This is a genomic window from Nostoc sp. (genome assembly GCF_036919895.1).
Taxonomy (GTDB): Bacteria; Cyanobacteriota; Cyanobacteriia; order Cyanobacteriales; family Nostocaceae; genus Nostoc.
On the sequence record NZ_JBALBW010000067.1, the window covers coordinates 25,834 to 38,598 of the forward strand.

General features: G+C 43.2%; 12 protein-coding genes. 9 read left to right on the top strand and 3 right to left on the bottom strand.

All coding sequences use genetic code 11. The features are described from left to right. Nucleotides 1-136 precede the first annotated feature (136 nt). The 4 genes from V7K55_RS12320 (at nt 137) to V7K55_RS12335 (ending at nt 3,961) form a co-directional block, all read left to right on the top strand. The gene (locus tag V7K55_RS12320; protein WP_334831585.1) at nt 137-679 is read left to right on the top strand and encodes a phycobiliprotein lyase; all 543 of its coding nucleotides are present in this window, start codon (nt 137-139) and stop codon (nt 677-679) included. Nucleotides 680-1,150: 471 nt separating this feature from the next. Then, nucleotides 1,151-3,181: an FAD-dependent oxidoreductase gene (locus V7K55_RS12325; protein WP_334831587.1), complete on the top strand. Its 2,031-nt coding sequence runs from the start codon at nt 1,151-1,153 to the stop codon at nt 3,179-3,181. 124 nt (nt 3,182-3,305) lie between these two features. Then, on the top strand, nt 3,306-3,632 hold the full coding sequence (gene clpS, locus V7K55_RS12330) for an ATP-dependent Clp protease adapter ClpS (protein WP_334831589.1): 327 nt from the start codon (nt 3,306-3,308) through the stop codon (nt 3,630-3,632). A gap of 5 nt (nt 3,633-3,637) precedes the next feature. Beyond that, a complete protein-coding gene (locus V7K55_RS12335) occupies nt 3,638-3,961 on the top strand; it encodes a DUF2103 domain-containing protein (RefSeq protein ID WP_094332854.1) in 324 nt (107 codons plus the stop codon). 20 nt (nt 3,962-3,981) lie between these two features. On the opposite strand, the gene V7K55_RS12340 is transcribed toward V7K55_RS12335, so the two are convergent. After that, the gene (locus V7K55_RS12340; protein ID WP_094332855.1) at nt 3,982-4,302 is read right to left on the bottom strand and encodes a hypothetical protein; all 321 of its coding nucleotides are present in this window, start codon (nt 4,300-4,302) and stop codon (nt 3,982-3,984) included. Nucleotides 4,303-4,623: 321 nt separating this feature from the next. On the opposite strand from V7K55_RS12340, the gene V7K55_RS12345 reads away from it, so the two are divergent. Next, nucleotides 4,624-5,457 carry a hypothetical protein gene (locus tag V7K55_RS12345; protein WP_334831592.1) on the top strand — a complete coding sequence of 278 codons (834 nt, stop codon included), beginning with the start codon at nt 4,624-4,626 and terminating at the stop codon, nt 5,455-5,457. Between the two features lie 40 nt (nt 5,458-5,497). On the opposite strand, the gene V7K55_RS12350 is transcribed toward V7K55_RS12345, so the two are convergent. Further along, the gene (locus tag V7K55_RS12350) at nt 5,498-5,986 is read right to left on the bottom strand and encodes a molybdenum cofactor biosynthesis protein MoaE (protein WP_334831594.1); all 489 of its coding nucleotides are present in this window, start codon (nt 5,984-5,986) and stop codon (nt 5,498-5,500) included. A 618-nt stretch (nt 5,987-6,604) separates the two neighbouring features. Here V7K55_RS12350 and V7K55_RS12355 point away from each other — a divergent pair. Both V7K55_RS12355 and V7K55_RS12360 read left to right on the top strand, forming a co-directional pair. Continuing rightward, the gene (locus V7K55_RS12355; protein ID WP_334831596.1) at nt 6,605-7,876 is read left to right on the top strand and encodes an urease accessory protein UreH domain-containing protein; all 1,272 of its coding nucleotides are present in this window, start codon (nt 6,605-6,607) and stop codon (nt 7,874-7,876) included. Further along, entirely contained in the window at nt 7,851-8,549 is a 699-nt protein-coding gene (locus V7K55_RS12360; protein WP_334831598.1) for a hypothetical protein, read from the top strand. Before V7K55_RS12355 ends, V7K55_RS12360 begins: the two co-directional genes overlap by 26 nt. A 78-nt stretch (nt 8,550-8,627) precedes the next feature. On the opposite strand, the gene galE is transcribed toward V7K55_RS12360, so the two are convergent. Then, complete coding sequence (galE, locus tag V7K55_RS12365; RefSeq protein WP_334831600.1) at nt 8,628-9,626, bottom strand: UDP-glucose 4-epimerase GalE; 999 nt, start codon at nt 9,624-9,626, stop codon at nt 8,628-8,630. 380 nt (nt 9,627-10,006) lie between these two features. On the opposite strand from galE, the gene V7K55_RS12370 reads away from it, so the two are divergent. Next, entirely contained in the window at nt 10,007-10,660 is a 654-nt protein-coding gene (locus V7K55_RS12370; RefSeq protein WP_334831602.1) for a hypothetical protein, read from the top strand. Nucleotides 10,661-11,015: 355 nt separating this feature from the next. Beyond that, complete coding sequence (locus V7K55_RS12375) at nt 11,016-12,764, top strand: ABC transporter ATP-binding protein (RefSeq protein WP_334831604.1); 1,749 nt, start codon at nt 11,016-11,018, stop codon at nt 12,762-12,764. Nucleotide 12,765: the final 1 nt, after the last annotated feature.

The following is a 12,765-nucleotide window of genomic DNA, read 5'->3' on the forward strand; positions in this document are numbered from 1 at the left end:
TAGTGGAAAACACTATTTCTTCTTACCCCCCTTGCGTAATATGGCAAGAAACAGGGCGATAAGTCCCATAGCAACAACAGGTAAGAATGAACTTTTTTGCCAGAAATATATTTGCATTAGGTAAGGAAGGTAAGGCGTGACATCTCTATTCAAAATTGCACAAACCACTGATGAATCCCAGATTTCCGAATTCTTTCAGGAATCAGCAGGTAAGTGGCGATCGCAACGACGCTACTACACCCTACCGGCGGGAGAAACTAAGGAGATAGAGAGTATAGTTACAATCGATTTTCTAGAGCAGGGCTGTGATGAATTGCAAAACCTAGCTCAGATGCACGATTTGTCTGATGTAGGGAGTTTAGTCTGTGGTGCAGCAGTTGTCTGGGAAAGTACCGACGTGCTGAAGACAAAGAAAGAATCGCAAGGTTCAACAATATTTGGGGTGAAGGGAAATACCTTGTACCGCGATCGCGGTTTTGCCATATCTAAACCAGTCACCGCCCAGTATTATTTCTCCAGCCCGAAAACACTGTGTTTGCGAACTGAATACAACGGTTCAGTATTTGAAGAAGAGTTAAAGCTAATTGGCAGTAAATACCGCACCAGACAGACTATTATCTCTCGTGCTGGTGAGCAGTTGATGATTGGTCAATATTTAGAAAATAGAATAGAGAGTTAGGAACGTGGATTACCCCTTTCCTAAGAAAATAGAATGGTTTCTTTCATCCATTCTCTCTCGTTTACGTGAGGTACACCCGTAGAGGCACGGCACTACCGTGCCTCTACACCTAGTGATGTAATGTTGTACCGCATCTGAATGGAACCGCTATAGTGGGCGATCGCTAGAAGCCTCATGAGGCAATCAATACAAGCTATACTATTAGAAATAAATGGGTCTTGTATTTGTTATTAGACAAAGAATCGGGCGTAGGCGTAGCCCGTCGTAGACATCGCTTGCTATACAAAAGCTTTAGAATTCAGAAATGGCAAATGTTTTCAGAGAGTGACAAAAGCTGTTTACGGACGCGATCGCTTCCGTGAAGGTATAAAACTTGTATTTAAATATATTTACTCCGAGCAACTTGTGATGATCATTTCCTGGATGCTACCTTCTACAAGGTGACACAGGATTTGGAGCGGTTTTTTAACCATGAAGCACAGACACAAAGTAGCTTATAGCTTAACATCGCTGATCGGTTTCAATTTAATATCGACTTTAGTTGCCTTTGATTCCGCATACGCCACAGTACCGAGAACCCCAGATAAAAGCGTCAACTGTGAGATTTTAGTTGTGGGTGGTGGACTATCTGGTGTCGCTACAGCTTACGAGGGTTTGCTAGCAGGACGAACGGTTTGTCTAACGGAAATTACTGACTGGCTGGGAGGACAAATTTCTTCTCAAGGGACATCTGCGTTAGACGAACGCCCAACTCAACGATCTCTCAAATTCTATTCTCGCGGCTACCTGGAATTACGAAACCGCATTGGGCGCAAATACGGTAAACTTAACCCCGGTGATTGCTGGGTAAGTGAGTCCTGCTTTCTTCCCCGCGATGCTCACGCCATTTTAGCCCAAATGCTCAAAGATGCCGAGAAGCAGGGTAAAGGGAAGTTGCAATGGTTTCCCAACACAGTAATTAAGGATTTGGAAATCGCTGCTGATGGCAAAATAATTAATGGTGCGATCGCTATTCAACATCAACCACCCAAAGACGCACCACCTCTCAATACTTTTACTTTATCTCAAACTATTGAAGATTCCTATAGCTACGAAAACTCATCTCGGTTTACCAAAACTATTCTCCGTTTCCTCCCCAAGGTAGGGAAAGGGGATGCTCCTAAGTGGTATGTCGTAGACACCAGCGAAACCGGAGAAATTATTGCACTAGCTGATGTTCCGTACCGATTAGGCATTGATGCCCGTTCTTACCTAGAACCCTCTGCTTCCAGCACCAACAACGATCCTTATTGCCCTCAAGGTTTTACCTACACCTTTGCAATGGAGGCAACTAAGGAACCGCAACCGCAGACTATGCCCCCATTTTATTTAGAATATGCGCCATATTTCAGCTATGAATTAACCCGACTGGCTAACTTTGATTTAGTTTTCACCTATCGTCGCATTTTGAGTCCAAATAAAGGGAAACCAGCAAAATTCGGTGGTATAAGTTTTGATGCTCCTACACCAGGGGATATCTCTATGCAAAACTGGACTTGGGGTAACGACTACCGCCCCGGAACAGCCGAAGATAACCTGATTTACAGTCGCCAACAGTTACAAAGTACTGGACAGTTAAACTCAGGGGGCTGGATGGGAGGACTGCGGACAGAAACCCTCCGCAAAGCTGAGGAAAATGCCATCTCTTTCTATTACTGGCTAGTAGCTGGGACTACAGATTCTCAACTGGGGGATGGTGTAAAGCAGCAGCAAAGCAATAACCGCTTTGTTTCGGGTTTAAATTCCCCAATGGGGACAGTTCATGGTTTATCGAAATATCCCTATATGCGTGAAGGACGGCGCATCATTGGCCGCCCTAGTTGGGGACAACCTGATGGCTTTGGTATTTGGGAAATTGATATTTCTCGCCGAGATTACAGTGATGAATATTACTCCAAGACTCTGCCAGCAGATATGTATCGGCGGCTACGAGCAGCACTTGCAGGTTTGGAAGCTGTATCAGTAATTGATGGGAAAATCCCACCAGAGAAAGCAATGCGACGGACTCGTTCTACCATTTTCCCCGATGCTGTGGGTATTGGTCACTACGCTATAGATTTCCATCCTTGCATGGTGAATAGTCCCCCAGAAGCCCCTGGTAATACAGAACGTCCAGGTGAAAGGCGGGGTGCTGGCCAAGCTTATCCTTTCCAAATTGCTCTCAGGGCGATGATTCCCCAGAAAATTGATAATTTGCTAGTAGGAGGCAAAAGCATTGCTACTAGTCATATTGCTGCTGCTGCCTATCGAGTCCATTCCTTTGAATGGTCTTCTGGCGCTGCTGCGGGAACTGTTGCTAGTTTTGCCCTGAAAAATGCGATCGCACCCTACCAACTAGTCGATGACTTACCCAAAAAAGAGCCACAACTCGAAGCACTCAAACGACTTTTGCAACAAAATGGCAACCCCACCGCCTTCCCCGATACATCCATTTTTAACGAAAACTGGGATAATTGGCGGTAGATAGTCATTGGTCATTTGTCATTGGTCATTTGTGATTGAATTTTGAACAGATGACAAAGGACAAATGACAATGCACTAAACTAGTTAGTTGTAGTTTTGTAAAATATTATTGACCAATTGTTTTATGATTAGGACACTTTCAGCAGATGTTTTCGGGATGGCGACAACACCAACTATAGCTCCTGAACGCTCTAGTCAAGTTATCCGTAAGACTTATCCCAATTACAAAGTGATTGTATTAAATGATGATTTTAATACATTCCAACATGTGTCTGAATGTTTGATGAAATATATTCCGGGGATGAGTGGCGATCGCGCGTGGGATTTGACTAATCAGGTACACTATGAAGGTCAAGCGATCGTTTGGGTCGGCCCTCAAGAACCTGCGGAACTTTATCACCAGCAGCTGCGCCGAGCAGGTTTGACAATGGCACCTCTAGAAGCAGCTTAATTATTATGGGCAAACCCACCGCAGATTCACTCCGGGCGACTTCACAAAAAGCTGCCAGACTGGTTTGGAATCACTCGACACACCTTTCTGGTCTTATCCCAATTTTAGAACGTCTTTGTCAACAAGATGGCATCCAAACTGTAACGCCAGGAGTGATTAGCCGATCGAGAGGTCATTGTCCAAAAATGCAACTGCGGATCTCTGTACCAATTCGCGGCGGCTATAAAGTCATTGCCCGGCAGGGAAAAACAGTACAAGAGGTGTTTATTTTGACCCCTTTGGCGCAGTCAGAACTGGAAGCAGCATTAGCGATCGCAATGAGGTCTTAACCATGCCCCACGCCCAATGTCTATTCTTCAACACGGTGGACTGCAAATTTGTGTAGTGGCAGACTAAGAATGCACGAAAAAGTTAAGAAATATGACAGAGCAGTAGTTATTTTCAAAGTCATAACTACAGATTCCCATTCGGGTAAAATTATTTTCTCTATGCCAAAAGCTACACAATAAACTAGCCAATAAGTAAAGCTCATTCTAAACAGAATCACCTCTGTTTCTTCCACATCACTTTTTTGTTGCTTGCTGTCCCACAGTAACACCAGTCCAAGAATGCAAGCTACAAAGGAAACAGCAACTACAAATTCGTGACAAAATATATTTAACGAATGCATTTGTGTTTATTCCCACATTTTTCAGTTAAAGATCAGTCTAAAGGAATATTCCTTGCAGAAATACAAATTATTTACAAACCTCAATAGAGGAATGGAAATTATGTAAAGAAATGCAACAAAAATTGTTGTTTTGCAAATATAAATATTATTTAATAATTTTCTGAGAGTTTAAAATAATTTGTCCTATATTCCAGTAGGAATAGCTGAACAAAAAATATCCATTCTGGAGTTCAACAAGCGATCGCTAACTACATCTTCTTAAGTTTGCTGCTTGGCGATGGCCGTATTTATCTTTAAATCTCCCAAATCTTAAAAAAGAATATGAATTTAGTTCCGGCTAGCGATCGCACTAAAAAGCGAGTTTTCCCTTATGCTGCTATTCTGATCGGTCTTACCGCAGCCTTGTTAAATTCTGCATCTCTAGCACAATCAACAAGAGGAAATACTTCAGATCCATCCCCCTTACCACAAACTTATCTAGATGCAGTAGAGGATGCAAAAATTGCCGAACCTCGTAAAATTTATCGAAATCTGACTCCGATTGTTTCGTATAACTCCGATCTTAAATGGGACAAAAGCCGGGTTTTAGTAGTAGCTTGGACTAGCTTTCCTGGATATGCAGATAATTTGGGTAAAGTGATGCTTTTATCACGCGATTTATGGGTTACGGCTGCTCCAGACTTACAAAAATTCTGCAAAACTTACCGTACTGCTAACCCAATATCTTTAGAGTATCGACTAAACCAATTATTGGGTTTGCCTCCAGACTCTGCAACTACAAACAGATATATAGTTGAACTTTGGGTAGAACCGCGATCGCTCTTTCGCCCTAGTCGAGATCCTAACATTAGCGATCGTGAAGCAGAAGTGGAATTTCCTTCACCTAACGCCTTTGAATCAATTTCAACTAGCTATCAAGATTGGTTTACCCAGCAATTTAAGAGCCGCTACGGTTCACCAAGTGACTCATCAACTACCGTTGTTCATTATCCGTGGACACAACTAGGATACACTTACGACTGGGGAAGTCAAAGTGATTGGCAAAGCCTCGATGCCAAGCGATCGCCCCACGTCGGTTTAAGCGAATTCGTGATTAGAGAATGGTCACAAGTAAGCGTGCATTCTACTCAAAATGCGAAAGAATACTGTAAATAACAAGAGAAGTCGGCGGGGCGTTTAGCCCAGTGTCCAATCGCTAAGAACAATTTTCTCCTAACTGTTCGCAAGCACCAATACTCACCCAACAGCTAGAACCATCTTGCCAAATTTCTTTTTTCCATATAGGTGCATTGTGTTTGAGGGTATCAATAGCATATTGACAAGCTTCAAACGCCTCACTTCGATGAGGACAACCCACTGCTACTAAAACGCTAATTTCTCCAACTTGTAAACGTCCGGTGCGATGATGAATCACGACCCGATTTACATCAGACGTAGATAAGCGAATATCGGCAGCAATTTGGTAAAATACCCGCAATGCCATAGGTTCGTAAGCTTGATATTCTAAAGCAATCACAGGTTTACCATCAGTTTGATTGCGAACTACGCCACTCATCAGAACCACAGCACCGTTGGCTGGATCGTCAGACTTGGCATAGATTTCTTCAAGAGACAATGGTGCAAAGCTAATGGCAAAACTATCTTCAGATCTTGGTTTAACAGCAGAGGTAAGTGTAGTTGTCACAATTGCATTTTTATTTATGTGGGCTTTTTATATTGTCTCTAAAAAAAGTGGTATTTCCTCAGTCGTGACGTTAGGGTTGGCAATGTCTCCAATTCTAGTAACTCACCTATTGCCGCAAAGCCTCTAAGAATGTCCCCAACATTTGCTTCACTCAATTGTTGGTTGAGAAAAAATTGTTGGTTGAGAAAAAAATGAGTTAAAGATGACGATGCAGCACCTGCGGCAGTTTCGACTTGACGAATGACAGGCTTAAGTTTTTTTAGCTCAGAGATTCGTCCACGAAAAGGTTCAGAGAATCAAAAGGAAACTATGTAACTTTCCTAAAGTAATTATCAAGTTTGACGCTTTGTCTTTTGACAGAGAGTGCAACTTCACTTAAAGTTCCCCACTAGAGGAATGCTGAGTACTAAGCAAAGAAGAAGAGAAAACAATTTCTTCTTAGGTTCTTCAAAATCTTTATTCTGACACTCAGCACTCATGACTCAGAATTCAGGACTTTTTTTATGGGACTTCCAAATAAAAAAATACCCAAAAACTGGTGAAAAAACTCTCTTCTCCTCATTTCTCTGTGTCTCTGTGGTTCGTTTATTTGAGTAATTTATTTCTTGGAAGTCCCTTATGGTAGATTTGTTGCTGATCGCAATTCTGGGATTCCTGGGGAGTTTTGGACATTGCTTTGGAATGTGTGGCCCTCTAACAGTGGCATTTTCCCTGTCTCATCAGCCGAAAATTCCACAAACGGCTTCTTTGGGACGGACATCAACCTTAGAAAAGTCCGACACTTGGCAACAGCAATTAAAATTTCATATCCTGCTAAACCTGGGGCGGATGTTGAGCTATGCTCTAGTCGGTGCTGGCATTGGGGCGCTGGGTTCGGTATTTTTGCAAGGTGGACAGCTAGCGGGTGTTGGTAGCGACTTCCGGCGGTGGATGGCAATTATAACTGGTGTGATGCTGATTTGGTTTGGCTTAGGACAAGTAAAACCCGATTTGCTGCCACGCATTCCCGTGTTACACCCCTTATTGCAAGGTAGTTTACACGATCGCCTCAGCACCGGAATGGTTAAGCTTTCCTTTAAAACCAAATGGTGGACACCAATGCTTTTGGGAATGACTTGGGGTTTAATGCCCTGTGGTTTTCTCTATGCTGCCCAAATAAAAGCTGCTGAAACTGGCAATTTATGGATGGGTGGGGCAACCATGCTGGCTTTTGGACTAGGAACCTTGCCCACAATGCTGGGTGTAGGCGTTTCCACATCATTGGTAAGTAAAGACAGGCGCAGTCAGTTATTTCGATTAGGCGGTTGGGTAACGCTCACCATCGGCATTATTACCTTGTTGCGGACTGGTGACACAATGGTAGATTACACCGGACACGCCGCTTTATTCTGCTTAATTTTGGCGTTAATTGCGCGTCCTATTAGTGGTTTATGGGCTGCACCACTGCGTTACCGTCGCGCTTTGGGGGTGGGTTCTTTTGTTCTTTCTGTGGTTCACACCACCCACATGATAGAACACTCATTGCAATGGAATTTTGCCGCCTTTTCTTTTATGCCGCCAGAATTTCAATTGGGTATGGCTGCGGGTGTTGTAGCATTGGTATTAATGTCCCCCGCCGCTTTTACGAGTTGGGAATCCTTGCAGAAATCTTTGGGCAAGCGTTGGCGACAGATTCATCTATTGGGTGTACCAGCCTTGCTCTTGAGTGCCATTCATGCTGTGTTGATTGGTTCCCATTATTTGGGTTCTTGGCAATCAACTTGGGGAAATAAATTAGCGGTAGTACTGATGGGAATTATTACTCTCGGTGTATTGCTAGTGCGATCGCGTTTCTTTTGGTCAAAGTTAGCCGTAGAAAAGTTTTATGTCTCCCCAACAAAATCGCGGTAAATCATCCTTGTTTTCTGGTTCCATCTCAACGAGTCAAAAACAAAGGAATTACCTACTCAAAAGCATTTCTTGGCATCAGGGAAAAATAAAGTATTTATTATTCCTGAGTTGCTTAGTTATATCAATAACTAATCTTTACCCTGCATCTGCTCATAAAGTGGAAGTCGCTGGAGATGTTGGTGGCACTCTCCACATTGAACCAAATGATAATCCCCGCGCTGGAGAACCTTCGCAAACCTGGTTTGCACTTACCCGCAAAGGTGGAAAGGTGATTCCTTTGTCACAGTGTAATTGTCGGTTGGCTATTTATGCCGAACCTTATGCAGCCGGAGAGCCACCACTCCTAGAACCACAGTTAGAACCTGTGGCAGCTGAACGTTATAAAGGTATTCCAGGTGCTGAAATTACCTTTCCCAAGCCAGGGATTTATGAGTTGCAACTAAATGGAAAACCAGTATCTGGGGCAAGATTCAAACCCTTTCAATTCAAATTTGAAGTTACTGTCGCAGGTGGATCTACACAGAATCCACAAAACCTGCGAGATGTCAATAGCAATAGTGATTTAGTAGAGGGTGATTCTCAGAAATTACCAATTTGGGCGATCGCACTCCCAATCTTCGGATTTATCGGTATCTTAGTTTTCGTACTGCGAAGCATGAGAGAGGGTGGATAAGAGCAGGGGGCAGGGGGAGGGGGAGCAGGGGAAGAATAACTATTGGTTATTGAGCAATTCCCCATTCCCCATTCCCTGCTATTTATGCCGCTTTTTATGCCACTGCCAGGCATGAGTGACAATATCCTCAATGGATGGATACTGAGGTTGCCAGCCTAAGATTGTTCTAGCTTTCTCACTAGTGCCAATGAGAATTGGGGGATCTCCAGGACGGCGATCGCGTTCCTCTACTGGTATCGAAATTCCTGTCACCTGTTCGACTGCTGCAATCACTTCTCTGACGGAGAAGCCGCTACCATTACCTAAATTAAAAACTTCGCTATCGCCACCTTTTAATAAATATTCCAATCCCAAAATATGGGCATCTGCTAAGTCATTAACATGAATATAATCGCGAATACAAGTACCATCAGGCGTGGGGTAATCGGTGCCGAAAATTGATATAGATTCTTGTTTGCCTAAAGCTGTCATCAACACCAAGGGAATCAAATGAGTTTCTGGGTTGTGATCCTCGCCCAGTAAGCCATTAGGATTAGCACCAGCAGCATTAAAATAGCGGAAACGCACTGATTGAAAACCATAGGCAACATCAAAATCAGCAAGAATCCGCTCTACCATCAACTTTGTAGCGCCATAAGGATTAATCGGATTTTGGGGATGGTTTTCTGGAATCGGTACAAATTGTGGTACGCCGTAGGTGGCACAGGTAGAAGAAAAGACAAATTTCTTTACAGATGCCGTTAGCATCGCTTCTAACAGGGTGAAAGTACCAAGGAGGTTATTGCGGTAATATTTAGCAGGGTCAGTCACCGATTCTCCTACGTAGGCGTATGCAGAAAAGTGCATTACAGCAGTAATATCGCGGGTTTTAAATAGATGATCTAGTAAAGCGCGATCGCCTGTATCCCCTACAATCAGTTCTACCTGTAAAACCCTTTCTACTAGGTCACGATGCCCATAGACCAGATTATCAAGGATGACAACGTTATAACCCGCTTCCTTCAAAGCAAGCACCGTATGAGAACCAATATATCCAGCTCCCCCCGTTACCAAAATAGTAGGTTTTCCAGGCGACATAGTTTTTCCTTTTAAGTGGATTACTCAATTAATTTAGTTTACCGGTGCCACATTACTCTTCTGGAAAATTATAAATAATAGACGCAGTGTTAAAAATTTGAACTAAAATCACTACGACGGTAGTCTTTAGGTGTGAGGTTTGAGGTATTTTAAGTCAAATAGTGCGATTACAATTTGACAATAAAATAAATCCATTTCCCGAAACCTCTAGGTTGACCCTTACGCAGGACGCTTCTAGCGTCGCGGCTAAGAAGTCACTGGTTGTTTTATACAGGGAAACCATAGAGGACAGTTCATCCTGGGGCATGAAAACCCCTAGGAAAGCGGACTGTCTGACCACCACACTGGCTCACCGCACCAGAAAATTTGAGAGTTAATCTATGTTTCTATTGCTAAGCCGGGTACTGTTGTGGCTGCTGATTGGCACTATCGTATATTCACTGTTCCAGCGATTTTATCCCTCTGGAACTTTTATAGGGCGATTGATCTTAGTCGTTATCTTGGTAATCATTGCCTTATCATTTGTTAACCCTAATGAACCAGCTGTAGCGTCGTTGTCGAGGTTGCTGTCTTTTCCACTCAAGCCTCTAGGAGCCTCTGTTTTACTGATGATTTTTGCATCTCAGAGAATCAAAGGAGGTGGGATAGACAAACCAGGAGGATACTTGGTAGGTTGGGCACTAACGATTTTGCTGTTGGCAAGTACACCAGCAGTCGCTTATTTCCTCTATAGGGCACCTCTAGCAATGACAGGTGAAACCTATGTAGCAACTGCTACACAAACATCGGGGACACTGGTGGCATTAGGGCAACCAACCACCGCACCAAACATCTCAGATTTAACAGGGGATAGCATTCTTTCTTATAATCTGAGAGTGCCTCCTTACCTGTTACAAGGAAGTCCTCAAGATATTCGCACACGCGGTTTACGACTTGAAGACTTTGTACCGAATGCGGAAACGTTGCAATTGACAACAAGAACTTGGGAAAGTTATCTCTTTGAAATTTACAGGTTTTTGCGTGTTCAACGGTAATAAAGTCAGAAGTCAGAAGTCAGAAGTCAGAATACAGAAGTCAGAATGTGAGTCCGCGAGGGTCTTGCATTCCACCAAATTAAAAATTTAGTGGGTGACTTAATAAACCCGTTTATTCATTCACCATATCCTGTGGGAAAGCTAAGAGAGCGAACGGGTGATGCTCATCCCTAGCTAGCGCTGTGCTAATGGCAGTTGCACAGAATTAAATTCTGTAGCTTGCTTCCCTGAAAGGGTATTCTGGCTCCTGACTCCTGAATTCTTTCTTGTTAATTTAGAAGCCATATTCTCTCTACATAGCTGCCTTCTTGGAGTAGCAGTTAATCTAAGATGATAAAGTTGCAAAATTGCTTTAATGGCAAAATCTCGACGAATTGCTAAACTCGGTGCTTACCTACGACCCTATTGGCGGGATGTGTCTTTAGGCATTCTTGCTTTATTGTCTGTCAATGCTCTGGGCGTTTATATCCCCTTGTGGATTCGTGCTGGTATTGACAAACTCTCGACAACCTTCAACTACCAAATACTACATTACGTAGTAATTATTGTCTTACTGAGTTCGGCAATGTGGCTAATGCGGATGGCATCACGCATTTGGCTATTTGGGGTGGGTCGTCAGGTGGAATTTGACCTGAAACAACGGATTTTTGAACACTTACTCAAGCTGGAGCCGGCTTATTTTGCCAGTAATACTGCTGGTGATTTAATTAATCGCGCTACCAGTGATGTGGACAATATCAAACGGTTATTGGGTTTTGCAGTTTTGAGTTTGGCAAATACGGTGTTTGCCTACGCCCTGACACTGCCAGTAATGCTGGCGATTAGTGTGGATCTCACACTAGCGTCTCTGGCAGTTTACCCTTTTATGCTCTTCTTAGTGAGTCTGTTTAGCCATCGCTTACGCAAACAACAAGCAGAAGTCCAAGAGCAACTCTCTGACATCAGCGAACTTATCCAGGAGGATATTAGTGGCATTGCCTTAATTAAAATTTATGCCCAAGAAGCAAATGAGCGTCGAGCCTTCGCTAAGAAAAATCAGCAGTTATTGACTGCTAACCTAGAACTGGCAAAACTCCGAAATACACTGTTTGGGCTAATTGGCGGGCTAGCTAATATCAGTTTACTAGTAATCATCTGGCTAGGGGCGGCGCGGATGTCTTCTGGGGCGCTTACGGTTGGCGATTTTTTAGCACTGTTAATCTTTGTAGAGCGTCTAGTTTTCCCCACAGCCGTTTTAGGATTCACAATTACTGCCTACCAACGGGGTGAAGTTAGTATCGACCGCCTGGAATCTATTCTCTCTGTCACACCGAAAATTCAAGATGCAGATGATGCCATACACCTTCCAGTAGCGGAACTTCAAGGGGAAGTGACAGCTAAAAATCTCACCTACATTTACCCTGGTTCCAATAAGCCAGCTTTAGAAAATGTTAACTTTACCATCGCTCCGGGAGAAACCGTGGCCATTGTTGGGGCAATCGGTTCGGGGAAATCCACTTTAGCCAATGCTTTACCGCGCTTGTTGGATATTGAATCAGGACAATTGTTTTTAGATGGGCTGGATATTACTAAAATAGCTTTGGCAGATTTACGAGGTGCGATCGCCTACGTTCCTCAAGATAATTTTCTATTTAGCACTACAATCAAAAATAATATCCGCTATGGCGATCCAATTAGCGAACAAGAGCAGATAGAATCTGTTGCTAAACTTGCCCAAATTGAATCAGAAATTCATAATTTTCCGCAGCAATATGAAACTATTGTTGGGGAACGCGGTATTACTCTTTCTGGCGGTCAACGACAACGGACTGCCTTGGCTAGGGCCATGCTGGTCAATGCTCCAGTGTTAATTTTGGATGATGCTCTCTCTAGTGTGGATAATCAAACAGCCACACAAATTCTCAAAAATCTTTCCGGTGGTACTGAGCGCAAAACAGTAATTTTCATTACTCATCAGTTATCGGCAGCAGCGGCGGCTGACAGAATTTTTGTGATGGAAAGGGGAAAAATTGTTCAGATTGGAAATCACTTAGAACTTTTGCAACAACAGGGTTTATACAGAACTTTGTGGAGTCAGCATCAAGTTGAAGAATTACTGCATTAAA